This window comes from Haloarcula sp. 1CSR25-25 (genome assembly GCF_032027985.1).
In the GTDB taxonomy this organism is placed as follows: Archaea; Halobacteriota; Halobacteria; order Halobacteriales; family Haloarculaceae; genus Haloarcula.
In genome coordinates this window covers 1-25,241 of record NZ_JAHYBW010000012.1, presented here as the reverse complement: position 1 = coordinate 25,241, position 25,241 = coordinate 1, and the positions used below count along the sequence as shown (strand labels likewise).

Annotated in this window: 25 protein-coding genes and 1 pseudogene; 17 read left to right on the top strand and 9 right to left on the bottom strand. The window is 57.1% G+C overall.

Going from position 1 to position 25,241, the window contains the following annotated elements; translation table 11 throughout:
• Positions 1 to 100 precede the first annotated feature (100 nt).
• The 7 genes and pseudogenes from KZ498_RS22725 to KZ498_RS22700 all read left to right on the top strand — a co-directional run bounded on the left by KZ498_RS22725 (position 101) and on the right by KZ498_RS22700 (position 6,336).
• Complete coding sequence (locus KZ498_RS22725) at positions 101 to 847, top strand: helix-turn-helix domain-containing protein (RefSeq protein WP_312621830.1); 747 nt, start codon at positions 101 to 103, stop codon at positions 845 to 847.
• A 58-nt stretch (positions 848 to 905) separates the two neighbouring features.
• Positions 906 to 1,670 (top strand): copper ion binding protein, encoded by a 765-nt coding sequence (locus tag KZ498_RS22720; RefSeq protein ID WP_312621828.1) that lies wholly within the window; start codon positions 906 to 908, stop codon positions 1,668 to 1,670.
• Positions 1,643 to 1,858 carry a fluoride efflux transporter FluC gene (locus KZ498_RS24810; RefSeq protein ID WP_396276189.1) on the top strand — a complete coding sequence of 72 codons (216 nt, stop codon included), beginning with the start codon at positions 1,643 to 1,645 and terminating at the stop codon, positions 1,856 to 1,858. Before KZ498_RS22720 ends, KZ498_RS24810 begins: the two co-directional genes overlap by 28 nt.
• Before the next feature lie 587 nt (positions 1,859 to 2,445).
• Positions 2,446 to 3,860 (top strand): annotated as a pseudogene (locus tag KZ498_RS22715) (transposase).
• A 323-nt stretch (positions 3,861 to 4,183) separates the two neighbouring features.
• On the top strand, positions 4,184 to 5,482 hold the full coding sequence (locus tag KZ498_RS22710) for a hypothetical protein (RefSeq protein WP_312621824.1): 1,299 nt from the start codon (positions 4,184 to 4,186) through the stop codon (positions 5,480 to 5,482).
• Between the two features lie 16 nt (positions 5,483 to 5,498).
• Positions 5,499 to 5,681 (top strand): hypothetical protein, encoded by a 183-nt coding sequence (locus KZ498_RS22705; protein ID WP_312621822.1) that lies wholly within the window; start codon positions 5,499 to 5,501, stop codon positions 5,679 to 5,681.
• A gap of 508 nt (positions 5,682 to 6,189) precedes the next feature.
• Positions 6,190 to 6,336: a hypothetical protein gene (locus KZ498_RS22700; protein WP_312621820.1), complete on the top strand. Its 147-nt coding sequence runs from the start codon at positions 6,190 to 6,192 to the stop codon at positions 6,334 to 6,336.
• 25 nt (positions 6,337 to 6,361) lie between these two features.
• On the opposite strand, the gene KZ498_RS22695 is transcribed toward KZ498_RS22700, so the two are convergent.
• Positions 6,362 to 7,354, bottom strand: a complete 993-nt coding sequence (locus KZ498_RS22695; protein ID WP_312621819.1) for a hypothetical protein — start codon at positions 7,352 to 7,354, stop codon at positions 6,362 to 6,364.
• A gap of 942 nt (positions 7,355 to 8,296) precedes the next feature.
• Complete coding sequence (locus KZ498_RS22690; protein ID WP_312621818.1) at positions 8,297 to 8,884, bottom strand: FAD-dependent oxidoreductase; 588 nt, start codon at positions 8,882 to 8,884, stop codon at positions 8,297 to 8,299.
• A gap of 177 nt (positions 8,885 to 9,061) precedes the next feature.
• On the opposite strand from KZ498_RS22690, the gene KZ498_RS22685 reads away from it, so the two are divergent.
• Complete coding sequence (locus KZ498_RS22685) at positions 9,062 to 10,084, top strand: LLM class flavin-dependent oxidoreductase (RefSeq protein ID WP_312621817.1); 1,023 nt, start codon at positions 9,062 to 9,064, stop codon at positions 10,082 to 10,084.
• 133 nt (positions 10,085 to 10,217) lie between these two features.
• Here the strand turns inward: KZ498_RS22685 and KZ498_RS22680 are convergent, their stop codons facing one another.
• Both KZ498_RS22680 and tuf read right to left on the bottom strand, forming a co-directional pair.
• Complete coding sequence (locus KZ498_RS22680) at positions 10,218 to 11,129, bottom strand: formate/nitrite transporter family protein (RefSeq protein WP_396276188.1); 912 nt, start codon at positions 11,127 to 11,129, stop codon at positions 10,218 to 10,220.
• Positions 11,130 to 11,323: 194 nt separating this feature from the next.
• Positions 11,324 to 12,595 (bottom strand): translation elongation factor EF-1 subunit alpha, encoded by a 1,272-nt coding sequence (gene tuf / locus KZ498_RS22675; RefSeq protein WP_312621814.1) that lies wholly within the window; start codon positions 12,593 to 12,595, stop codon positions 11,324 to 11,326.
• Positions 12,596 to 12,757: 162 nt separating this feature from the next.
• Here tuf and KZ498_RS22670 point away from each other — a divergent pair, with 162 nt between their 5' ends.
• The gene (locus KZ498_RS22670; protein ID WP_312621812.1) at positions 12,758 to 13,093 is read left to right on the top strand and encodes a helix-turn-helix domain-containing protein; all 336 of its coding nucleotides are present in this window, start codon (positions 12,758 to 12,760) and stop codon (positions 13,091 to 13,093) included.
• Here the strand turns inward: KZ498_RS22670 and KZ498_RS24805 are convergent.
• The 4 genes from KZ498_RS24805 to KZ498_RS22655 form a co-directional block, all read right to left on the bottom strand.
• On the bottom strand, positions 13,090 to 13,437 hold the full coding sequence (locus KZ498_RS24805; protein WP_396276180.1) for a HalOD1 output domain-containing protein: 348 nt from the start codon (positions 13,435 to 13,437) through the stop codon (positions 13,090 to 13,092). The genes KZ498_RS22670 and KZ498_RS24805 overlap by 4 nt on opposite strands.
• Before the next feature lie 150 nt (positions 13,438 to 13,587).
• Entirely contained in the window at positions 13,588 to 14,442 is an 855-nt protein-coding gene (locus tag KZ498_RS22665; protein WP_312621810.1) for a VOC family protein, read from the bottom strand.
• A gap of 9 nt (positions 14,443 to 14,451) precedes the next feature.
• Positions 14,452 to 14,871: a DoxX family protein gene (locus KZ498_RS22660; RefSeq protein ID WP_312621809.1), complete on the bottom strand. Its 420-nt coding sequence runs from the start codon at positions 14,869 to 14,871 to the stop codon at positions 14,452 to 14,454.
• On the bottom strand, positions 14,871 to 15,572 hold the full coding sequence (locus tag KZ498_RS22655) for an SDR family oxidoreductase (protein ID WP_312621807.1): 702 nt from the start codon (positions 15,570 to 15,572) through the stop codon (positions 14,871 to 14,873). The genes KZ498_RS22660 and KZ498_RS22655 overlap by 1 nt, the downstream gene beginning before the upstream one ends.
• Positions 15,573 to 15,634: 62 nt before the next feature.
• On the opposite strand from KZ498_RS22655, the gene KZ498_RS22650 reads away from it, so the two are divergent.
• From KZ498_RS22650 to KZ498_RS22640, 3 genes are all read left to right on the top strand, one after another.
• Positions 15,635 to 15,988, top strand: coding sequence for a helix-turn-helix domain-containing protein (locus tag KZ498_RS22650; RefSeq protein ID WP_312621805.1), 354 nt, complete (start codon positions 15,635 to 15,637; stop codon positions 15,986 to 15,988).
• Positions 15,989 to 16,004: 16 nt separating this feature from the next.
• A complete protein-coding gene (locus KZ498_RS22645; RefSeq protein WP_312621804.1) occupies positions 16,005 to 16,298 on the top strand; it encodes a translation initiation factor in 294 nt (97 codons plus the stop codon).
• Positions 16,299 to 16,952: 654 nt separating this feature from the next.
• A complete protein-coding gene (locus tag KZ498_RS22640) occupies positions 16,953 to 17,606 on the top strand; it encodes a helix-turn-helix domain-containing protein (RefSeq protein ID WP_312621803.1) in 654 nt (217 codons plus the stop codon).
• A 138-nt stretch (positions 17,607 to 17,744) separates the two neighbouring features.
• Here KZ498_RS22640 and KZ498_RS22635 read toward each other — a convergent pair whose 3' ends face one another.
• Positions 17,745 to 18,980: an MFS transporter gene (locus KZ498_RS22635; protein ID WP_312621802.1), complete on the bottom strand. Its 1,236-nt coding sequence runs from the start codon at positions 18,978 to 18,980 to the stop codon at positions 17,745 to 17,747.
• A gap of 259 nt (positions 18,981 to 19,239) precedes the next feature.
• Between KZ498_RS22635 and KZ498_RS22630 the strand changes: the two genes are divergently transcribed.
• The 5 genes from KZ498_RS22630 to KZ498_RS22610 all read left to right on the top strand — a co-directional run bounded on the left by KZ498_RS22630 (position 19,240) and on the right by KZ498_RS22610 (position 24,910).
• Positions 19,240 to 22,119, top strand: coding sequence for a bacterio-opsin activator domain-containing protein (locus tag KZ498_RS22630; protein WP_312621801.1), 2,880 nt, complete (start codon positions 19,240 to 19,242; stop codon positions 22,117 to 22,119).
• Positions 22,120 to 22,232: 113 nt separating this feature from the next.
• On the top strand, positions 22,233 to 22,376 hold the full coding sequence (locus KZ498_RS22625) for a rubrerythrin-like domain-containing protein (protein ID WP_312621800.1): 144 nt from the start codon (positions 22,233 to 22,235) through the stop codon (positions 22,374 to 22,376).
• Positions 22,373 to 23,680 carry a glutamate dehydrogenase GdhB gene (gene gdhB, locus KZ498_RS22620; RefSeq protein ID WP_396276187.1) on the top strand — a complete coding sequence of 436 codons (1,308 nt, stop codon included), beginning with the start codon at positions 22,373 to 22,375 and terminating at the stop codon, positions 23,678 to 23,680. Before KZ498_RS22625 ends, gdhB begins: the two co-directional genes overlap by 4 nt.
• Before the next feature lie 100 nt (positions 23,681 to 23,780).
• Complete coding sequence (locus tag KZ498_RS22615) at positions 23,781 to 24,092, top strand: hypothetical protein (protein WP_312621798.1); 312 nt, start codon at positions 23,781 to 23,783, stop codon at positions 24,090 to 24,092.
• Positions 24,093 to 24,175: 83 nt separating this feature from the next.
• Positions 24,176 to 24,910 carry a uroporphyrinogen-III synthase gene (locus KZ498_RS22610; protein ID WP_312621796.1) on the top strand — a complete coding sequence of 245 codons (735 nt, stop codon included), beginning with the start codon at positions 24,176 to 24,178 and terminating at the stop codon, positions 24,908 to 24,910.
• The last annotated feature ends 331 nt before the right edge of the window (positions 24,911 to 25,241 follow it).

Genomic DNA, 25,241 nt, shown 5'->3' with positions numbered 1-25,241 from the left:
GGGGGCAGGAAAAACCGGATCGTGAGACACCCGACGCTCTCTACACGTCCTAGGCGTGTCGGTCAACGCGTTCATATCCGTCTCCGCGTTAGAGAACAGTATGCGTGAACTCGTCTTCGCCTTGGAATACACTCCGGGGACGAATGCTGTCGCCGACATTCTCGCCGACAACCCGGAGACGAAAATCCGGTCGCTCTCCTGCCATGTTTCCCCCGATACCCTCTGGCGCGTCGATTACGTAACTGGGAGAGAAAGCGCACTCGACGACATCGCCGAGACCGTCGCCGACGCCGAGTACTACACTGACTGTCTGGCCCGGCGTGACTGCGAAGCCGACTGGGAAACGCAGGTCCTCGACCGCACAGACGACGCGCTCGTCCTCTACTCCTACTGGTCCCGCACTCCGTCGTGTACCTCCATCCCGCATCTCGCCCTCGATCACTTCGGCGATGGCCTCATCTTCGAGACGACGTGGGTCGGCCGCCGCTACGAATGGCGCATCATCGCTCCCGGCGACACCACCTACCACGCGTTCCGGAGCGCCATCGAGAGCGAAATCGACGACACGACCGGAGTCACATTCGTTCGGGTCGGCGACGCAGACGACGCCGCGCCGGACGATGGTGCCACGTCACTGACGCCCGAACAGGATGCGGCCGTCCGGGCTGCCGTCGAACACGGCTACTACAAGACGCCGCGCGAAATTGAGACCTACGAGCTCGCCGAGAAACTCGATATCCCCGGCTCCACCCTCTCCTACCGACTCCGCCGTGCTGAGGCCCAACTGGCCGAATCCTACGTTGCTGATCACTCTTCGTCTCCCCACCTTTCGTCGCCCGACGCCTAACAGGAGTTGGTACACACCAACCAAAGCGGCTTGTCGGCTGGGCTCGTCACTGTGGATAATGACTACAGATGCGTCTGGGTCGGATGATCTCGACGTCCGAACCGTAACCTTGGACGTCCCCGAGATGGACTGTCCCTCCTGCGCCGAGAAGATCGTCAACAGCGTCTCGACACTCGATGGTGTCGTCACCGTCGAACCCCAGGTGATGACGGGGACCGTCCACGTCGAATATCGCCCCGAAAACGTCGGTGTCGACGACGTCGTCGAACGTGTCCAGGCCGCCGGCTACGACGTCGAGTCACGCGACGACCTCCAGACCGAACGGTTCGACGTCCCCACGATGGACTGTGCGTCCTGCGCTGGGAAGATCGAGAACGCCCTCGACACTGTCGCGGGGATTCAGGACCGTGAGACGCTGCCGACCACCGGCACCGTCATCGTCACGTACGATCCCGAGCAGACCTCGCGTGCCGACCTCGTCGCCGCCATCGAGAGTGCGGGCTACGCCGTCGAGGACAGTGGCCCGGACACCGACGAAGGGGATCTCGTCGAGGACAGCCGGGCGAGAGACGTTTGGCTGAGTCCACGTGCTATCAAGACGTGGATCGGCGGCGGGTTGCTCGTCGTCGGCCTCATTCTGGATTTCCTGCTGACGGGCCTCGACGTGACGCTCGTCAATGTCGTCGGGCGGGAGTTCGGCACCGCCGAGCTGCTCTACTTCGCCGGCGCGGTGATCAGCGGTGAGCAGATCCTCCGCAACGGCTACTACTCAGCGCGAACGCGCTCGGAAGCTTCATCCTGGGCTCAGTCATTTTTGGGGTAAGTGATTCCGACATCCTCCTCTTGGTGAGTGTCGGATTCTGTGGGGCATTCACGACATTCTCGTCGTTTAGCTTTCAGACTGTTAGCCTCTGGGAGCAGGGCGAACAGAGAGATGCATTCATGAATGCGCTCGGCAATCTGACCATCTCTCTTCTTGCGTTCGGGGCTGCGTGGCTTCTCATATCCTAAGAATTGAGAAACCCCCGCTCACCAGTCGGTTCGGGAAGAGAATAGAACTCCATCTACGTCAGGCCGGCGGGAGGTAGACGCTCTGGGGAGTACTGGGGCGACACTCTCGATGCCACCCATTTTACTCGTGTAGTCCCACAACTGGTAGCACGGTCGTTATTCGTTTAACCACGCTCGGGTCGATCACCCCGGTCGGCTCAGCCGCCTGTTCGTGGGTTACCCCCTCGAGAAGAGCAGTCAGGCGATTGGGCATTGGCGGCTGATCTGGTTCCGGTAGTTCTGTGCCTGGTTGTAAACTCCCTACGGAGAATCTGTGTCAACGACCGATGCTGATGTAGACGAGACCACGGCCACTTCTATCCCGCCGACACAAGCGTGAATCGATGTCGAAGTTGCTGGACCCGCTGTCGGACCATGCCTGCAGGCTGACCCATGCCTACAAAACGGGAATCGAGCTCACCGAAATGTTGCGAGATGGAGTGTGCCTCCGAGTGGCTGTGAGCGAGGTCACGCTTTACCCGGAGCATCTCGAAGACGGGTACCCGGACTGGCACCCAGCGCCCGACTCGTTCTAGGGGACGCTCCGGCTGTTCATCTACCGTGAAATCACGGGCGACAGCTATCGGTCGCTAGAAACCTATCAGGAACTCGCTGAATCATTCGGGTTAGAGCACGTCCCCGACGAGTCTGTGCTCTCTCGTTCTTGGCGGAATCGATTCGACGACGGGGTCCGAGAATACGTGAGCGTCGCCGCTCACTACGTGGTCAAAGAGATCCACGACTACGGTCCCGAGGGCCCCGCGGTGCGCGCAAAAACGGAAGTCACCGACTCGAAGTCGGAATCGACCGAAGGTGATGAACAGGACGAGTCTGTGGGTGCTGAGTTCTCCAACAAGCAGATCCACCGAACGACACGACTCGCTCGTGAGTACGGATTTGACGGATTCGACTCTGGCCGAGCGCAGAACGCCTCCTACGAGGATACGCAGTTCTTCGAGTTACAGACGTTCATGGGAATGATCGGCTGTGGCACCGCTCAAGGAGCCGCTCGTTTTCAGTTCCAGCGTGGTGAGGAGTACGGCCCGCACGGTGATACGCATCTGCGGGCGGTCAAACAATTCGAGCCGGAAGCGCTGATCGAGGGCTTCGATGAGGCCAGCGACCGATTGCTCTCGGCTATTGCCTCGGAGACATCGTTTCGGCGGCCGGTCACTGCAGCAATCGACATCACGACAATCCCGTACTACGATGATGTAGAAGGAATGTCGATGGTCAGTGGGATGCAGGGCGAGGAAAAGCGAGCCTTCAAATTCGCGACGCTGTCGATTGTCGGTGAAAACATCCCGCTGGTGCTCGCTGTGGAACCGATTCAGGAGAGCTCAGCCTGGGATAGGAATCCACCGAATCAGGTTCACCGTGTCGTCCGGCGACTCGTTCGACGAGCGAAAGAACACGTCCCTGTCGAGACTGTGCTGTGTGATCGTGAGTTCGATTCTAAGCGAGTCTATCAGACGCTCTCGAATCTTGGGGTGAACTCCCTCGTTCCCACACGGATCAATAGCACTGAGCGTAAGGTTTTCGAGACGATGGAAGCCGATGGACAAAGAGTGGCGGTTGAATCGGCGTCCGTTCACGTCGAGTCGGGCAGTCACTCGATGCAGTTCCTGTACGTGCCGTCGACGAGTGGTGAGGGGACGACTGTCTTTGCCACGAATCTCCGAGTCGGCCCGGAGGAGGCCGAGTCGTTCTGTCGCCGCTACAGCCGCCGCTGGCAGATCGAGAACGAGTACAAGTCCATCAAACACGACTTCCTCGCAAACACCTCCTCGAAAGACTACCGCGTGCGGTTGTTCTACTTCCTCTTCGCGGTCTTACTCTACAACATCTGGCGGTTAACTGATTTCCTGCTGAAAGCGGGTGTCGATGTGGAGATGGATTACGCGTATTGACCGCGGCCGAGTGTGTCGAGATCGTCGCCTCGGCGCTGATACCACCCGACTGAATACTCGCACACTCGAACGCTCGTCGTAGTTGAGTGGCAATACTGTACAGAATCACCAATTTCTGCCAATTATTGATGCACGCTCCGGAGGAGAGGTCATCCGGTGCTGGTCCCGAGGACTAATCCCACGAAATCTACCCAAGTAGTCGTCGATTCTCCTCGAAACTACCCCATCCTCGGAAACTGTGGGAGAGAATATACGATCATTCTATACAGCGGTATACACTTTAAAGCAAATTTTGCCAAACCACCGTAGAGCCATAAGTCTGGCACGCGTCTGCTGTGGCAACAGAACTATCAGTATTCAATGTGTTTAACTCTGTATGCCGAAATCGGCTGATTCAGATTCAGAACCCGGAAAGCACGACGCTTCCCCTGGGATTGAGCGGACGAAGCCGTGGCACTCCGCCGACGACGTCCCCTGGACGCTGCTGACCGAGCCCCAGCTCGCCGACGCCTACGAGGCTGTGGTCGTCCCGGCGCTGCGGCGGGACGGGTACGACCCCGAAACCGACAGGCCATCCTACGAGTGGCTCTCGAACAACGGGTTTCGCGGGCTCACGTACGCGCTGAAAGAGTACCACGACACCACGTTCGCCGTGTTCTGGGAGGACACGCTGGGGTACGACACCGAAGCCAGCGGCTACGACTGGGATATCGAACACGATGAGACACGGGAGTCCTTTCAGGAGTATCTCGACGCAAAGCAAGCGGCCGCAGACGACTGGACGGACAGAACGCGTGAGACCATCCGGTATCGGCTCGCTCGCTACGCCCGGTCCTATCGAGAGCGCCACGGCACCGACGATCTTCTCTCGCCCGTCGACGATGACAGCGATATCTCGGAAACCGAAGCCGTCGACCGTTGCCGGGAGACGTTCGCCTACATGTCCGGTGAGTACGCTGAATCGACCATCGCGCGTGTCCACGATGCAATCCGAACGTGGTATGGCTGGCTCGTCGAACGGCGTGTGGCGACGGTCAACCCCACCAACGGCGCGGAGGATTGGTTCTCGTGGTCCCGCTCCTCGGACACCGACCCTGTCGCCCTGGACGCGGAGCACGTCCGGGCGATGTTCGACGCTGCGCTGACCAGCCGCGACCGGATGCTCGTCGTTGCACTCGCTGGCTGGGGACTGCGTGCCGGCGAGGTCGCAGCGCTGCACCAGGACCAGCTGTATCTCGACGCCGACGAACCCTATATCCAATTCGATGAGCGAAAAAACGGCCCGGGAACCGTTGCCATCGTCTTCGGCGAGGACGTTGCCCGCCGGCACGTATCCCGGGTTGATGGCTACCTGTTCCCGTCCGAGCGCTCGAAGACAGGCCACGTGTCCGGAACGACAGTGGCTGGTTGGTTCCACGACCTCGCCGACAAGGCCGGCGTGCCCGAGGAGATCAACGGCGTCGCCCGGAAGCCACACATGGGCCGGCGGTTCTGGTACGACGCGTATTCGCGCACGACCGAGGACCTCCTGACGCACGTGCAAGATATCGCCGACGAACAAGGCAGCAGCAGTGCAAAGGTCGTCTTCGAAGACTACCTGACCGACGAGCGGAAACGCGAACTACGGCGGGAGTTCATGCGAGAGAAACTATCCGAGGCTTTCGACAGCGAGTAGACTACTCGTCGTCCCCATGCACTTCCTGTTCCAGCCGCTGCAATCGCGCTTCGACATCGCCCGGGCTGTCGGTCTCGTTGTGGAACTTCGCAAGCAAATTCTCCTCACCGGCACCGTTGAGTCTCTTTATGTCCTGGGCGATGTGCTCAATGCGCTGGCGGATGTTGTACCGCCGCTCACGTTGGGTGGTTTCCGATGAATGTGACGACCGCTACCACTGGCCCAAAAGCCAAATCACACCAACAATCAATGCACCGGCGACACCAAGGATAAGAAAGCCGATAGGTTCCATATCAAATAGCACGGCTGATTTAAATATAATCTTTCTGCCCGTTCGGCCACGCCGCGACGGATGGGGGTGCTAAATGAGTAATCAGGACCGGCTGACTTGCGAAATTGGGGGACTGTATGCCCGAAATGCGGGAACCGTGCTCGCGTTTCACCTTCACGGAACAGTTACCGCACTCCGGGGTTGCTGGGAACGCTGGTTGCCGCGTTCTGAGTTCTGAATCGCACTGTACGGGCGCTTTTACGTTCCCACATTGGCGTACTGGTGGGTGGTGCAAAGACTCTGGCCTTACGCTAGAAAGCTACTCAAATATCTAGTCGACAGCGCTGACTCTCATCTACGGGTATGTCTCAAAAACTGAACTCGAACCACAAGGGACCCTCAGATATTTTTGTGAGCGATGGTTGATTGATAATGCATGGAAGTGACAAACAGAGTGAAAGAAGCGATTAAACAGACCCGACTTGCCAAGCAGGACGTGGACGACACCGGCGTTTCCGAGGAGCTTGAGCGCGCTTTGGAAGCGCTACAGGATGCGTCGGAGACACTCGAAGACGACGATTGATTAACCGTTGTAGGCGGTGGTTACGCTACCCACCGGCCGAAGATTCGTGGAATGACCGACCCGATCGAAATTCGGTCAGTTCGGCGATTCGGTCTTCCAGTTCTTCGATTTCGGTGCGGAGTTCGTCAGCTTCGTCGCCCTCGGTCGCCTCAAGCTGGTCTTTCAGCCCTTGCAGGCGCGTTTCTTTCTCCTGTTCGTCCACGTCGGCCTTGCGAACGTACTCGCTCGGTTCGATATCGTAGACATCGGACTCGGAAAGGTCGGTCACCTCGAGTGCGTCGTCGACTTTGCTGGAGTCGACTGTCGTCAACCGCTCGCGTTCGATACCGGCGGACTCGAACGCGTTCAACACCAGCTCGTCGTCTTTGAGCGACCGGTTCCGGCGCGTCGTCCGCTGGACGGACCCAAACTGCCCAGAGACTGGCTGGTCGTGATGGAGTCGGTCAAGCAAGACGCTCCGAACATCTTTCCGGAGATCGTTTGCATTGCGTTGCACATCCGACAGCAGGGTGTAAATGTTCACGAGCGCGGGTGTATCGACAGCTTCCAGCGAAGCTATGTCGTGGCGCTCAAGCGCATCGATCAGCAGTAATGCGTCTGCATATACATCCAGATCCGGTTCTTCGCGCTCGGTCTCGTCGGGTTCCTCACTCCCGCTTTGGGCTTCTACTAGCGGCGACCCCAGGGACTGGTCGCTTTCGGTCAGTGTTCCAGTTCGATCGTCCACCTCGAAACGTGGATGGAGAGACAACACAGTTGCATAGGGCTCAGCATCCGGCGGTAGGCGGTCAACATCGAATTTTCCCCGAGGGCCGCTCACGCGCTCGTAGAGCGTCTCAAATTGGTCTTTCTGGAGTGGAATTGTCTCGTCGTCGTCTCGGTACTGAATCAGTACGCGATGGTCCTGCACATCTTCAATGCTGAAGGCTTTGCGTGACAGCGGGGTAATAAGGGTGGCACCAGACTGGAGTGTTTCAATATTCTCAAGTAGATTGTTCCAGGTTGGCCCGAAGGTCATGACCAAGAGTATGTGGTGATTGGTGAAAACGGTAGGGCAACGTGGCTCACTATGTTACTCAACGAACTACAGAACAACTCACAGCGGAGATCGTCAAAAAGAAACTACTCTGGCGCAACGACGTCACCACACGTTGGACACTCCGCCCAGATACCTTCTGTACCATCATCTCGCTCGTATTCAACCAGGACCCACGCAGCCGTGATGCGCTCATCACAGTTTGGGCAGCGACCGAGACTTTGCGTGTCATCAGGCATAGAAAGGGCAGGGAAGGAGCGTGTGACAGTGTTTCTTCCATCTAAAATTCAACTGGCGTCGAGGATAAGTGTTTGCCAGACTGCAGAATGAATGTACATACTGGAACTGTACGTCACACTGCACCTTTCGGGTGTTGGCGCTGCTGTCACCAGTGAGGGACAGTACCTCCCAGGACCGGTATCGTTAGTTGTCCAAACAATCAGCACAACGGCCAGCGCCAGGGAAGGATGGCTCCCCACACTCTAAACACGTATCAACTGCGGCGTGGTTCTCCGAACCCGAGTCAAGGTACTGTTTGACCGTTTTCCACACCCGTTGAATCATACCTATAATACCGTTCTCAAGGCGTATAAACCCACTAATCGAGGAATTAGTGTATAGCGCTATGGACTACTATATACCACACCTGCTCCTGTGAGCCCAGCTGTGGGATAGTCGGTTGCTGGTCAGTCTGTGTGTCGCTGTCGTGGCTCTTACAACAGTTCTCAGAGGCGGTGGCCGTTCTGGGCGGAGTAGGTCAGTGACTGGAGCGCGACGGCGACAGTCGCGAAAGCGCGAATCGGAAGCAGGGACTGCTGGAACGGAGCAACCGGTATGAGAATCATCGCCTGGTGTCTCCAACGAGATCGCTGGACCAGCGTAGTCATAGACCATAGACTCAAAGTGGGTTCCAACAGGGCCAGCTCAGTCAGTGTCGACTAGCGACCCGAACACCTCTTCGGCGTCGGCCGGTACATCGAAGTCGTGGTAGTGTTCACCCTTCTCCTTGGAGAGAATGTTGAGCGCGGCGGAGGCTCCATCGCCGGCGGAGATGACTGCCTGCCACTCCTCTGCCCGCACCATCGCTCCCGTCGCATAGGCATTGTCGACTGACGTCTCCATCGTTACGTCTACATCGACGACATCCTCGTCGGTGAACGTACAGCCGAGGTCGTCGGCGATCTCTCGATTTGCGCCCGTCGCGAGCACGACGTAGTCTGCGGTGTACTCCTCGTCAGCCGTCTTGACGACAAACCCTCCGTTGTCGGTAGTAACTGTAGTAACCTCGGTCTCCTGATGCCGGGTGACGCCGAAATCGTCCACCTGTTCGCGGAGCGTTTCGATATAATTCGAGCCATCCATCGAGCCGATTCCTGGGTAGTTGAACAGGTGGGCCTTGTGCATCCACGTCTCGTCAGTGTCGAAGACGGCTGTTTCGAGCCCGTTCTTCGCAGTGAACAATGCGGAGCTGAGCCCAGCGGGACCGCCTCCGATGATGAGTATATCCGCCATACAAACTAATTAGTTAGTTAGTGTGAAAAGCCTTCTCATCCAATCCATGCTCATACCGTCCAGCGCCAATACCGGCAGACCGCTATCATCGGTTACTACCCTGTAATCCGGGTGTCACTCTCATGGATAAACAGTGGCTAACCAAACCGTTAACTCTCGTAGTCTCCGAGTCCGTACATGGATCTCTCTGTCGTCGACTTGTCTCCCGTTCCCGACGGTGGCACCGCTCGTGATGCGTATGCGAACACCGTCGAGGCTGCTCAGCAGGCCGAACAACTCGGCTATTCTCGATTCTGGGTGGCCGAACACCACGGTATGGCAGACTCGATTGCCGGGACGACGCCCGAGGTGCTGCTCGGGCACCTCGCTGCGGAGACGGACTCGATTCGACTGGGGTCGGGGGCGGTGTTACTCAATCACTACAGCCCGTTCAAAGTCGCCGAACAGTTCGGCGTGCTGGACGCGCTCGCTCCAGGCCGTATCGATGCGGGGGTCGGCCGAGCGAACGGGTCGCCAGCCACCGACCGCGCGCTCGGGACGGACCCGCGCGTGCAGAATCCCGATGAGGATCACGCGGAGAAGATTGAGGCAGTCGTCAACCATCTCTATGACGACTACCCGGTCGACCATCCGTACAGTGACCTACATATCCCACGTTCCGAGGCGGGAACTCCGGATCCGTGGGTACTTGGGTCTAGTCCGTCGAGTGCAGCGATAGCCGCCGAACTCGGCCTCCCGTACTGCTTCGCCGCGTTCATCCGACCGCAGCTCGCCGCTCAATCATTTGAGGCGTACCGCGAACAGTTCCAGTCGTCTGCACTGGCCGGTGGCGTTGACGAACCAGAGGGGATGATTGCGGTGAATGCAGTCTGCGCAGAGACTGACAAGGAGGCTGCACGGCTCCGGTCTGTAGCCGAGGCGTCGTACAAGCGGATGCAACGTGGTGTCGTCGGAACCAGGCCTGCCGTCGAAGAAGCCATCGACGAACTCGATAGCGTTCCCGAACCGACCCCCGAAACACTCGATACTGGTGAATGGCCACGAGCAATTTCCGGCAGTCCGGAGACGCTCGCGTCGCTTCTCGAAAAACTTGCAGACCGTGTCGGCGTCGACGAAATGATGATTCAGCACATCCACGCAACCCACGACGACGCACTCCGGTCGCACGAACTGATTGCCGAGGGCATCGGACTCACGTAGAACTGAGACATCTCTCAGGACAAAGGTAGAGGCATTACTATTTCCAGATCAATCCACCGTAAAATTCTCACCTTTACCGGATCATCCGAGAGCACGGTAATTTGGGCGGGTATTCGAGGCCGAAACGAAGCGGTCAGTCTTCTTTCTCGAAGTATTGATAGGCCGGTTCAAAGGAATCAGACCGCTGCTTGGTGCCGCCGTGCCAACCGAACAACAGTTCGCGCATATTTAGTTCTCGGATGGTAGGAAAGCGGCGCTGCTCGGTCTGTGCGTAGTTCACTAAGGTAAACAGCAACACCCCGCCAATCGTGTTTCCGAGAAGAATCGGAAGCCAGAATTCGGACACGACAGTACCCGACGCTAATCCAGTGACGAACAGAAAGAAGAGCACTTCACACGCTGCAGTAATGACGTGATAGAGTTCGGCAGCAGCGATCAGATAGAATATAAAATAGATGATAATGAAACGAGAAATCGTATCGCGCGCCGCATGGTTGAGCCAGACGACGCCAGCGACTAGCCACCCCGCGAAAATCGACCGATTAAAGACCGCCCACCAGTCCTTCTCAAGTCCTTCACTGGTAAATGCGAGACCCGCCTGAACTGCGTCAGGCGAGAGCACCTGTCCGTTTGCAAGGACGTATGCCCCGAGCGCGGCACCGACCACGTTGCCAAGTAGCACGATACTCCAGACGCGGAGCAACATCGGGAAACTGGCGATCCGAGAAAGGACCAGTGCGACAGGCGGCAGCGTGTTCTCAGTGTACAGCTGATAGCCGCCTATAATTATGTAGATGAAGCCAACCGGGTACAGAATCGCACTCAGAAGGGGGCTCTCAGGGAATGCTGCCACACCGACTGCATGGCCGAGGAACGTCAGGACGATGGCAAAGCCGGCCGTCAATCCGCTGAAAAATAGCTGTTGTTTGCGGGTGTCGATCTCTTCTTCAGCACTTGCGAGCACGCGAACGAAGATTTCCTCCGTTGAGAAGCGGTCGCCGATCGCCCACCCAACTGCAGGTGCTCCCGATGGGGCGTGATCCATTGATTCACGGAACTCTGACTCCGACTTTTCCTGTTCCTGGTCACTCACAATTACTCACTCTAGTTGGTTAGAAGGACTACTGAGAGCATAAAGGGGAGTCAAGGACGACGGTATCGAGATTTTTTGTGGGAAACAGCACGGCACTCGGGCCGACAAGGCCATCACAAACAATGATGGCGTCCGTCACCGATGATTTAGTCTCGCTCGGTGACTCCAAGAACCTTGCCAGCTGCGATTGTCTGGCCCATATCACGGATGGCGAAGCTCCCTAGCTCGGGGATTTCGCTCGAGAGCTCGACCGAGAGGGGCTTCTGTGGTCGGATGGTGACGACTGCAGCATCGCCGGATTTGATAAAATCAGGTCCTTCCTCGGCAATATCGCCGGACGAGGGATCGATCTTCTGGTCGAGAGATTCGATGGTGCCGGCGACCTGCGCCGTGTGTGCGTAAAGAACCGGTGTGTATCCAGCGGTAATCACGCTCGGGTGCTGCATAACGACAATCTGTGCCTGGAAGGTCTCGGCGACCGTTGGCGGGTCGTCAGCAGGACCGACGACGTCGCCTCGGCGGATGTCGTCCTTGCCGATACCGCGAACGCTGAACCCGACGTTGTCACCGGGATCGGCCTTCGGAACCTCTTCGTGGTGCATCTCGATGGTCTTCACTTCGCCGCTGACATTCGATGGCTGGAACGAGACGTCGTCGCCGGTGTTGACGACGCCCGTCTCGACGCGGCCGACCGGGACCGTACCGATGCCGTCGATTGTGTAGACATCCTGGATCGGCAGTCGAAGGGGCGCATCCGACGGTGGTTCCGGTTCAGCTAAGTCGTTCAGCGCTTCCAGGAGCGTCTCACCACCGTACCAGTCCGTGTTTTCGGAGGGTTCGGCAACGTTGTCACCCTCGAAGGCGGATACGGGGATGAACGAGGCATCGCCGGTGTCGAACTGAACTTGCTGTAGCAACTGGGTTACTTCGTTGACCACCTCGTCGTATGTGGACTCCTTGTAGTCGACGAGATCCATCTTGTTTACCGCGATGATCAGTTCGTTAATGCCGAGCGTGCGGCCCAGAAAGACGTGTTCCTTGGTCTGGGGTGCGACGCCGTCGTCAGCGGCGACGACAAGGACGGCGTGGTCAGCCTGGGACGCGCCCGTAATCATGTTCTTGATGAAGTCTCGGTGCCCCGGCGTATCGACGATAGTAAAGTCGTACGTCTCCGTCGAGAACTCCTGGTGGGCGATGTCTATCGTAACACCGCGCTCACGCTCTTCGGCAAGGTTATCCATGACATAGGCGAATTCGAACCCGCCTTTACCCTTCTCCTCAGCTTCCTCGCGGTGCTGTTTGATGACGTGCTCGGGGACGCTCCCTGTCTCGTAGAGAAGTCGCCCCACGAGTGTACTCTTACCGTGGTCGACGTGGCCGATGATGGCCAGGTTCTGGTGGGGTTTGTCAGTGCGCACTGTATCTTTTACTACGAATTTAGAAGTTAAAAGCTACCAAGTTAGAATTAAAGTAGTAACTACCAGATATGGAAGTGTTGGAGCATACTCGCACAGTTTGGGTATAGGAATGTAGACTCGGTTTCTCACAACAAACATTACCACTGAAATCGTAGTAAGGCTATGAGTGAATCCGATCGGGCGGAAACGCAACATAACCATAGGATGAGTACGGTTTTTTCCTTGCTCGGGAAGGCTCACACGCTGGCAATCCTCAAGGAATTCGTCTTGGACGACGATGAACCGATTCGGTTTGGCGAACTCGAAGATGAGCTCGATATCTCCCCGAATACGCTGTCTCGACGGCTTGATGAACTCGTCGAAGCCGGATTCTTGGAACGCACACAATACGATGAGATCCCTCCCCGCGTGGAATACGAGATGACACAGATGTTAAACGACCTCGAACCGATGTTCCGAGAACTGGATGAGTGGATGGATCGCTACTGCTCAGACTAAAATGAGTATCTTGAGTCCGAGGTTGTGTCGCTCGCTGTATCCGGTTTATTTCGTTCGGAGACGCGAACTGTATCCGGAGTCACGCTCACCTGGCAGCCGTTATAGTGAAATACAACTGTACTCTCGGGTAAGATATTCCCATCGAACAGGCCATCAAGATTTTCTGGATTAATGGCCTCGTATAGCAGTTCAAGGTTCGTTCCGGACGTGTTCGTAACGGAGGCGACAGCTCGGACGACAGCCTGGCTGTGTGATTCATCCGCCCGGATATCGTAGACATAGGGATCATTATGTGGCGGTCCGGAGGTGTCGTTCCCATTCTTGTCGGGGGGATGGTCAGTCATTGCGTATTGGAGGAGTTTGTTCTGTCTTTCACCGGGAATCCGTTACTACGGAACAGAACGTGAAAAGCTACCAAGTTAGAAGTGGAGTAGTAACTACGAAATGTGGAAGTGTTGAGGTGTACACACAGTTTGGGTATTGGTGTGAGGGTTTCACCCTCGGAGTCGAACTTCGATCTCATCTGGCCCGGTAACAGCTATTCCGTCATCTCTCGCAGTGACCGTGTACTGACTGTCGGAAATTCGCTCTCGGATCACGTCGAGTGCCTCTGCTTCTGGGAGGACGACCTCGAACCAGGACAGCCCCCTGCCGCCGACTGGCTTTGATCGGTGATTCCACGTGTTCGCTCCGATATGGTGGTGGTATCCACCCGCCGAGACGAAGGATGCGGCGGGCACGGTCGTCTGCACTTCGAACCCGAGCGTGTCCACATAGAAGCCCCTGAACGCGTCGAGCGAAGAGACCTCGAGGTGGACGTGTCCGACATCCGTTCCCGACGGGACCTGACTATTACCTGTGGCAGCGGCTTCGATGCTGGCGAGGTCGAGCGGTTCGGTGCTGATCCGAACACGACCGTCGTCGGCGATGGGCCACTCCTCGCGGGGGTAGTCGCGGTAGATCTCTATACCGTTCCCTTCCGGGTCGGTGAGATACAGCGCCTCGCTGACCCAGTGGTCTGAGGCCCCACCGAGTTGCCACTGGTCCCGTATCCGACCTAACGCGTCACCGAGGGCCGTACGCGAGGGCACTCTGAACGCGTTGTGATACAGCCCGGCCGCTGATCGGTGACGCTGGAGGGTATCTTCAGCTCCCTCCAGAACGAGGAGTGGTGTGTCGTCAACCCCGAGAACCGAGGTAGTATCGGCTGTACGGAGCATACTGAGGCCAACGACATCCCGGTAGAACCCGGTCATCTCCTCAAGATCACCGACGCGAAGCGCGGTCCGGCCGATACGTGTCCCCTGCGGAAGCGTGTCTGAATTTGGTCGCGTCGATTGCGTGGTCATTCTTGTGTGTTAAAGGCCGATGTTGAGGGCGTACGGCCATGCAGTGCCACTGAGTGCAGCGACGACGAGCGTAGCACCGAAGAGCGTCGCGTTCTTCAGGAAGTCCGTCATCTCTGACTGACGCTGTTCGGGATCCTCAACCGTCCAGAAGTCGTGCATCACCGGCGTCACCACGAGGAAGAACAGCGCAATCGCTATTGCGCCGAGGAGCGGGTAGACGCCGATCGCGATGGCAAGCCCGCCCACGATGAGCATGAGGCCGGACACGATGACTGCAAGTCGGGGGGCAGGAACGCCCTTGGCGTCGGCGTAGCCACTCATCCCGTCGAGCCCCGTGAAATGACTCAGGCCCATGAACCCGATCAGGATACCGAAGACGAGGCGGCCGACCAGGAAGGCGAGCCCACCAGCTGCAGTCTCCAGCGCCATTAGGCCTCCACCTCAGGCTGACCCCCGGTCATCTGGACGATCTGTCCCCTCACGCCCTGGTTCGAAAGCAGGTGGAGCACTTCAGCGACGATGGCCTCGGGGGCCGTCCACTCCGAGAAGTCGGCGTCGGGCATCGCTTCGCGGTTCCCTGGCACGTCGATGAGGAACGGAGCGACGGCATTGACGCGGGCATTGAGTTCGACATCGAGTGATTCGGTCAGCGTCCGGACCGCTCCCTTCCCCACGTCGTATGCGAGCGTTCCGCCGACCGGCTCGATGGCGCGGTCTGAACTGAACAGGACGATACCGCTCTGCTCGCCGAGGTGGTCTGCGAAGGCCTTGACGGTCAGGAACGCCGTCGTTGCGTGGCGATTCAGGGCAGCCTGGAACGCCTTACCGTCGGTATCGCTGACGCCGCCCATGGAGAATCCGCCGGCGAGGCCGACGATGTGGTCGATTGAGCCGTGTTCGTCGGCCACAGTCTCAGCGAAGGCTTCGGCTGCCGCCTGATCTGTTAGATCGACCTGGTGGTACGACACCGCCTCAGCGTACTCAGCACGATCCTCGACATCGGCTCTCGCAGTTTCGGTAACGTAGGTGCCGACGACATCGGCGCCCTGGTCAACGAGTTGGTCCGTCACATACGGGCCCATGTTGCCGGTCGCACCGGTCACGAGCACCGTCGAGTTTTGTAGTTCCATTACATTACCTAGTTTGTTGCCAAATCTATTTATAGCTCAGGCAACAACTGTATAACCAGGTAATGGCGACCCAACCACACTCAGCCGACTCCGACACCGAATCCGACGTCGAACAGCGCAATGCGGATGTCTGCAACGTCGTCGGGGCTGTCGAGGAGATGGGGGCAAAGTGGAAGCTCATCGTCCTCAACGACCTGCGTGACGGCGAAAAGCGGTTTAACGAACTCAAGCGGTCGACAGGGGCCAGTTCCTATACACTTTCGCGTGTGCTCGACGACTTGGAAGCGGAGGGATTCGTCGACAATCACAAGGAGTTCGAATCCCCGGTCGCGAGCTATTACGCGCTGACCGAGAAGGGTGATGCCCTTTGCCCGGTGTTCGACGCCCTCGACGACTGGGGAGAGGACTGGCTGTAAATTCGGTGATCCACACATGCCAGACGACGACCCATCCGACGATCTCGATGTGCCCGAGGATCCGCTCGCTGACCTCGACCGTGCGACACAACAGTTGACCGTCCAGACCGAAGAGCGGAGGTATGGCAAGAAAATGGTCATCATCGAGGGGTTCGAAGGTAACACCGACCTCGAATCACTCGCCTCCAAGCTGAAATCTGCACTCGGAACTGGTGGTACGGTCAAAGAGGGCCACATCGAACTGCAGGGCAATCATGAGGAGCGCGTCCGCGAACTCCTCGAGGAAAACGGATACTCCGTCAAGGGATGACTCTCGTGCTGAATACGATTGATATCGAACAGGCCTTAGTCGGTTTTACGCCGTTACGTTCGTTGCCGTGTACTGCCAACAGCCGGGAACACCATCAGCGAGCGCGTCAGCGCGAGCAGGCTAGGGTTGTTCATCAATCCAGCAGAGCAGAATCTTTTAGACCCGATGTAAACCGATTATACGATTAAGCCTCATGCCGATGCCGGGTCCAACCATGTATTCAATTGTATGGCACAGAGAAGCCACGCCGATCGTGCTGGAAAAGCCACTGAACCGAAATTCTATCTCCCCGCGGGGGTCTGCCCATCGTCTAAATCGAGTTGGTTCGAGCGTGTTTGGTCGGATATCTTCAGTCATCGCATCTGAAGCATTGACATAGTTGCCACCGAGCGTGTCGAAACTGTCGGTCGAATGTAAATTTTATACCGAAGTTTTCAATATACTATTCTTCGAGATAGCATACCTGTGAATGACTACGTGAATCGAAGTTCCGTTCCTATATATCATGACTGACCAGACTCACACAGGCCACGGCACTGGCATCACTACGATCCTGTTCATAAGCGTCGTAAAACGGGATTCATCACTGAGATTCTCGATAATGATTTATTGTTTTGAGGGTCGAACAGTGAAAACCACACCCTCATAGAGCCAATGAGCGATATTAAGGCCGTCATCCGAGTCGAACACCCTGACATTGTGCTCACAGAGACGATCGCGCACGACAATAGTTCGAAAGTCAAGCCGGTGTCAGAGGCAGGAACTGATCCCAATTCAGAGCGATTTCTCTATCACGTTGAGTCGTCTGATTTCCGTAGGTTCGAAGATGGTCTGCAGAATGATCATACGATTAGTGAATTCGAACGAGTTATCGAAACAAGCGATGGAAAGGCACTCTATAGCTTCGAGTATACTGACGAAGCAAAGACCTTCTCACCAGTAATTTCGACAGCGAACGGTGTCGCACTCGATATGGAGAACGACGGCAGCGCGTGGCTCATAACAGTCTGGATGCCCGAGAGAGAAAAACTGGTCAACCTCTGGAACTACGCGGAAACGAACAACATCGATATCGAGCTACGACAAGTGAACGAGTATGCAAGTGTGGTGACCGCGGCCGCCGGATTAACCGACAACCAACGAGAGGCCCTGCTCGTCGCGTTCGAAGCAGGCTATTTCGAAGAACCGCGCGACGTAACGCTCAGCGAGGTTGCCGCCAAGCTCGATATTTCACAGCCAGCCGCCAGCGGTCTCCTCCGACGTGGGATAAAGCGACTCATCATATCAGGTCTTGTAGATGATAAATAGAGTTTTAGATATGTTCTCTTTTTGATTGGTTATTGTTGAGGATACGTATCAGAATTGGACTCGGATACTGAACCGACTCACATGAAAGGGAGCTGAATAGCGGAAGTAGGACCGATAATGGAGTGAATGAACACTCAGTTAAGAGTGACCTGGCTCTGGAGCGCACCATGCGACCGCGATTCCGCAAATACCGAGGAGTCCAGCGAAGAGGAACGCCGTATCGAATCCAGCCAGATCGACAACGACGCCACCCGCTATCGGGGCAAGGAATGCTCCCGCCAATCCAACACTCGTCTGGAAGGCAATGGCTGTCGCAGCGACCCTCGAATCGACGACCTCCCGGACGTAGGTAAAGGACAGACCCAGCGTTAGCTGGACCGCAAACCCGGTGAGAAGCAGGAGTGCAACGAGAAGGGGAAGTGACCGAAACCGGGTGAAGACTAGCACGAGTGGAGCGGCAGCTGCGAAGGACCCGAGGACGACGGGTTGTCGGCGACCACCGAAGACGCGATCAGACAGGAGTCCACTACTGATCCGAGAGATGACGCCAATCGCAGGGAACACTGCCACAAGAACTCCACTCACAGCGAGTAACAGTCCGAGTTCGGTCGTGAGATACGACGACCCCCAGCTATTCACGAACAGGTATAACGAATACCCAAGAAAGCCGAGAAGTCCGACTATCCAGACATTCCGGCTTCGGAGGACCGCACCGAACTCCTGAATCGAGGGAGCCTCACCCTGGCTCTTCCCAAACCCTCGACTTGCCGGCCAGAATATGACTAGACCGACTACTGTGAGGCCCGTGAACGCGACAAAGATCGCGGGCCACCCGAATCGATGCGCAATCAGTGGACCGGTTCCTTGCCCGAGCGCGAAGCCGACCGGGCCACTCGCGGTGAAGATTCCGACAGCCGTTGCCCGGTTCTCGCTGGTCGCTGCTCGACTCACGATATCGATGCCAGCGTTCCACACGACGACGTAGGCGACCCCACCAAGCGCTCGCGACGCAATCACTGATCGGTAGTCCCCTTGCCGTCCAGCGATCCATCCCCACGTTCCGGCGACAAGTAGTGTGAGAACTGCGAGTGCCATCACATTTCTGGGGTCTGTTCGGTCGAGCAACGCTCCAGCTGGGAGGCTTGCAATCACTGCAGTACCGAACATGATGCCGACGAGGAAGCCTGCGATTGTTGGACCGATACCCAGCGAGTCACGAATGAGCGGGGTGACGCTCGCTGGAACAATCTCGTAGGCGGCTAACCCTGTCGAGATAAGACTCGCTCCAGCGACGATTCCCCACGTCGACTGATGCGTCTGTTGCGGTTCGCTGCTAGTGGGTTCTTCCGGGTAGGTGGTCGGTTGGGTGGTCATTACTTGATAGTGTGGACAGTCGGCGAACCGCGGAAATCGGAAATCGGTAGGTACCTGCAACGAGTCCTGATGATCGTGTTTCCATGATACGTATCGCTCCGCATACCTTCGAGGGTTAGATGGTAAACTCTATTATCGAATAATGGTTTGATAGTTAACTAGCAATGTGTGTGCTTTCCGGCCCAGGCCAGCAGCAGAACTGGGGCCAAGCTCGAATCGGCACAGAGAGACGCGTTCCATGTACGCAAGTGGGCGAATAATGGTCGCTTCCCAATCCGTCCTCGATTCGTCGACGGTGCTGCTCGTGGGAACAAACGACTGGCTCTCGCGATTCGCTACAACGCTCAAGAAACGGACTGACGCGACTGTGCATACAGCTGGAACCACGGCAGAAACGAGTGATATCATACGGAAGCGGACTATTGACTGTCTCATCAGCGGAGATACGCTCGAAGGGACGACGGGGCTGGAACTCCTCAAGAAGATTCGTACCGAAACGACGACGCTTCCGGTCTTGCTCTGTACCGCCGCTGGGAGCGAAGCCATTGCCAGCGAGGCTATCGAAGCCGGTGTCACCGATTACATCGCACTCACGGACCCGACAGAACAGATGGCCGACGAACTCATCGAACGAACTGAACGGGCCATCCGATCCGCACGGCGATCGGCCACGCAACGGGACCGCGCCAGACAGTTCGACGCCATATTCAACGATTCGCGAACCGCGACGTGGGTGCTCGATCCAGATGGCTCACTTGCGCGTGTGAATGAGACAGCTCGGGAGATGGTCAAGGTAGATATCGAAACGATCGTTGGGGAACCATTCTGGACGCTTCCGTGGTGGGCAGACCCCGATTCAGCGAACACAGACGTCCAGCAGATCGTGGAGAACGCCCTCGATGGGAGATTCGGCAACGCGGTCGTCACACAGCCGCCACACATCGAAAATCCACGCGTCATCGATCTCTCCGTACGTCCAGTCGAGAACGAACGTGGTGACATCGTCTCGATCGTCATCGAGGGTGTCGATATCACCGAGCGCGTCGGCCTGGAACGCGATCTGCGACAATCAGAGGAGCTCCATCGTGTCACGCTCAACAATATGACCGACACCGTCCTCATCACGAACGAGAACGGCGAGTACACATACGTCTGTCCTAACGTGCACTTCGTTTTCGGTTACACGGCCGACGAAATTCACGAGCAAGGAAAGATCGACGACCTCCTCGGTACGGATTTCTTCGACCGGGAGGAGCTCGCAGAGGACGGCGTGCTGAAGAACATCGAGACGACCGCGACGGACAAGGCGGGTCGCGAACATACGCTCCTCGTTAATATTCGTGAAGTCTCGATTCAAGACGGGACGCTCCTCTTCAGCTGTCGGGATATCACAAAACGCAAGCAGCGTGAGGAGGCGCTCGCGACCCTTCAAGAGACCGCGCGTGATTTCCTGTACGCCGAAACACATCAGGAAATCGCCCAGCATGTCGTCGATGACACACCTGGTGTTCTTAATCTGGATGCGAGTGCGGTCTATCTCTTCGATGCCGATGCCAACGAGCTTCGACCTGCGGCCCGCTCGGCGAGGATGAGAGAACTTACTGGCCCGCTCCCTACCGTACACGCCGACGGCGAAACGCTTCCGAGTTACAGTTTCGTCGAGGACGAAGCGCTGTTCTTCGACGACGTTCACGAGGCAGACCGGCTCGAAAACCGGGCGACCGATCTTCGTAGTGCAGCCTACATCCCACTCGGTAACCACGGGGTGTTCGTCGCTGGCTCGGACCGAGTCGGCGTCTTCGACGACGTAACCCGGGAACTGGCTGACCTTCTCGCTGCAACCGCCGAGGCAGCCCTTGACCGCGTAACACGAGAGACCCGACTTCGAAAGCAAGATCGCACACTGCAGGCGCAAAACGAACAGCTTACCGCGCTGAATCGAATCAACGAGACGATTCGGGAAATCGATCAAGCCCTCGTCCAAGCCGAGACAAAAGAGGAGATCGATCATACCGTCTGTGAGCTGTTGACCGGCGAGGACCGATTCAGGTTCGCTTGGATCGGCACGATTGACCAAACCACCGACACCGTCGAGCCACGAGCTTGGGCAGGCAGCGAACAGGGGTATCTGGATAGCCAAGCGTTCGCCATTGATGCGGAAGCTGGGGAGCCAGCCGGCCAGACCGCAGCGACTGGCGACGTGACGATGGTGACGAACGTCGCCGCCGGACTCCGCGAGGATCCCTGGCGGAAGGCCGCACTCGCCCGTGACTACCTCTCCGTGTTGAGCATCCCCCTCGTCTACAATGACCTCACACACGGGGTGTTGACTGTCTACGCACCTACCCAGGATGCGTTCGACGACACGACGAAGGCTGTCCTTGCTGAACTCGGCGAGACCATCGCGTCCGCGCTTAGTGCTATCGAGCGAAAGAATGCACTGCTCACGACATCGATGACGCGCGTCGAATTCGGCATTGATGATCCGGCATTCATTCTCTCACGGCTCGCTCAAGACGCAGAGTCTACACTCTCATATCAGGGCGGCGTTCAGCAATCCACAGAGGGAAGCTACGTGTTCGTGACTGTCGAAGACGGAGCAGTAACTGACGTTGTAGACGCTGCCTCGCAGTTGGTCGGGATTGACGAGGTGCAACAGATCAGTACGGATGGTGAGGGGGGTGTACTCCGGCTTCGGCTCACACAACCGTTTCTCGCCCTGGAGTTAGCTGATCACGGTGCCGTCTTCCGCGAGGCGACTGCCGATCCGACATCCACAACCCTCGTCATCGACATCCCGGACAGTATCGATGTCCGGACGATCATACAACTCATCCAGGAGACGTTCTCCACTGTTGAACTCCGTTCGAAGCAAACGTTGGATCAGTCCATGGAACGCGACTTATATTCGAAGTTCCTCAAAAAGCTGACTAAGCGGCAACTCGAGGTGATCCAGACGGCATACTACAGCGGGTTCTTCGAGTCACCACGCGCGAGCACTGGCGCAGACGTTGCGGAGACACTCGGAATCTCCCCGCCAGCGTTTTATAAACACTCTCGGACCGTCCAGCGCAAACTGTTCGAAACGCTCTTCGAGGAGAACGACTTTTCAAGTCCGCGAGTCGCGGGGGTTCAATAACTAACCCTAAATATTAGGTACCGTTTGGTAGTTAATGCCCGAGTATTCCTTAACACACTTATTACACCTACATAGAGTGCCCTGGATTTCCGGCTGGCACTCGTGAACCCACTATGATAGATATCGACCCCGAATCCGACGAAGAAACCCCATACGAGTGCTTCGAGTGTGGCAACATCATTATCGCAGAGAACAGCCCTAGCCAGTGCCCTGACTGTAGCGGTCCGATGAGAAACCGGCGAATGCCGCTCGAATAATCATGGCAACGAAATCCGAGAGCAACCACGACGAGTCAGGCGACGAGGCGGCAGAATCAGCCAAATCCGAATCGGCACTCGAAACCGCCCGCCGACAGCTGTACCATGCTGCTAATCATTTGGATATTGACTCTAATATCGTCGAACGGCTCAAACATCCAAAAAAGGTCCACGAAGTAACGGTTCCAGTCGAACGAGACGACGGCACGGTCGAAGTGTTCACTGGCTACCGGGCACAACACGATAGTGTCAGAGGTCCATTTAAAGGGGGACTTCGGTACCACCCCCAGGTGAGTAGAGACGAGTGTGTCGGGCTCGGCATGTGGATGACCTGGAAGTGCGCTGTCATGGACCTCCCGTTCGGCGGAGCCAAGGGCGGCGTCGCTGTCAACCCCAAGGTTCTGAGTTCGGAAGAGAAGGAGCGGCTGACACGACGGTTCGCACAGGAAATTCGTGACATTATCGGGCCTAACCAGGATATCCCGGCTCCCGATATGGGAACGGATCCGCAGACGATGGCATGGTTGATGGACGCTTACTCGATGCAGGAAGGCGAGACGACACCGGGCGTCGTCACCGGCAAGCCGCCGGTCGTCGGCGGCAGTGAAGGCCGTGAAGAGGCTCCTGGACGGAGCGTTGCGATCATCACGCAATTGGTCTGCGAGTACTACGACCGCCAACTCGAGAAGACAACGATTGCAGTCCAAGGGTACGGGAGCGTCGGGGCGAATGCAGCCCGACTCCTCGACGAGTGGGGCGCGACCATCGTCGCAATCAGCGACGTGAATGGAGCGATGTACGAGCCGGACGGGATCGACACGGACTCAGTCCCATCGCACGACGAAGAGCCGGAAGCCGTCACCACATACGCGGACACCGTGATTTCGAACGAGGAGTTGCTCACTCTCGACGTCGATGTACTTATTCCGGCCGCCCTGGGGAACGTGATCACGAAAGAGAACGCGGAAGCGATCGCTGCGGATCTTGTCGTCGAGGGCGCGAACGGCCCGACGACATCCACGGCTGATTCGATTCTCGCTGAGCGTGATGTCGCCGTGATTCCCGATATTCTCGCAAATGCCGGCGGTGTCACCGTGAGCTACTTCGAGTGGCTGCAGGACATCAATCGGCGAGCATGGTCGCTCGAACGGGTGAACGACGAACTGGAAGCGGAGATGCAGGCTGCCTGGGATGCAGTTCGGTCAGAATTCGAGCAACGCGACGTTACGTGGCGTGATGCAGCCTATATCGTGGCGCTGTCCCGCATTGCTGAGGCGCACGAAGCACGTGGGTTGTGGCCGTAATCAGATGTCTCACCCCTCCGCTCTCCGAGCGTGGCACCCATCTACGCCGCTTGAGCGAGCGCTAAATCGCGCGTTCCGGCTGGCATCAGTCGGAAGCGTAGTGACAGTAGTCGGGTTTGTCGGGTATCTGAACATCGGGAGTGCTCTCTATGTAACCGATATCTATAAGCTCCCATTCCCAATGATGAGTTTCTCAGATCCTGTGTTCACCAGTCTAAGGTTTCTCATCGGAGGACCCATCTGTCTGCTCTCCGGGTCACTCACGTTTCTCACACACCTGGCGAGTGTGAAGGATGCCAACGCCGAGTTCGTTCTCTTGATGAGTCTCATCGCCTTTGGATTCGGCGCAGCCACGGTTCGAGTTACGGCCGGGCCAGCCCTGACATGGCTTGCTGCAATCGGATCGGAGTAGAGCCCAGAAATGACGGATTCAGTAGGTCAGTACGCGCGAATTCAAAATCTACGAGCAGCTCCAACCATGCCACTTCTCGAAGTATGACAAAGCCGACTGTAGCGGTCCTTCGACCCGATGACAATCGTATCACCGAAGCAGTCGAGTATCTCCGCTCACTCGGCGTTTCGCCAGTCGCAGATCCAATGCTGACGATCCGACCGACTGGAGCGACGCCTGTGGCGGCAGACTATTGCATCTTCACGAGCCGAACCGGAGTACAGATAGCTATCGAACAAGGGTGGTATCCGAGCAGTGCAACCGTGTGCGCCGTCGGCCAGCAGACTGCGTCGGCATTACGAGACTACGGCGTCCCAGTCGACTTTGTGCCGTCGATGTTCACGTCCAGGGGCCTCGTTGAGGAGCTCGCAGCTGAGGTTGATGGGTCGACTGTCGAGATCGCTCGCAGCGCCCACGGCAGCGACGTATTGATCCAAGGATTAGAGGCCGCCGGTGGAGACATCGATGAGACGCAGCTGTATCGATTAGATCGCCCTACGAGTGCTGGTCGATCAGTCTCGCTCGCAACGGACGGTCAACTCGATGGAATCCTATTCACGTCACCGAGAACAGTAGCCCATTTCTGTGAGATTGCCGCCGAACAAGACGGTGTCTCCGCACTTAAGCAGGGAGTCGCGGAGACGTGTATCGGGGCCATCGGACCGCCGACGGCCCGTGCAATTCGGGACCACGGCATCACGGTGGACGTGATACCAGACACAGTCGAGTTCTATCAGCTCGCAGACCATACCGTGAAGGAAATCGACACCCGCAATTAACTCCTGATTCCTCTTAACCCACTACACAGCCATGAAAACGCCCCAGTTCAAGGATTTTTCATCATCGTTGATAGCGATGAAATCTTTCTTCTTGTGAATGAAGCCTTGGCTAGCTTCCATCACACAACGGTAGGCGAGATTGAAGGTACGCGCATTACTGACTCGATGGAAACGCTGCTACGCCATGAGAGCGTGACTTAAGACATGGGGCGCAAGAGACCGACTAATGATCCGTGCCACAGAGCACGTCGTACTGACTGGTCCGTGTGCGAAAGAAGCCGAGTCATGGGCGTTACAGCCCGGATGCCGCGGGCCGCGGCATCCGGGAAAG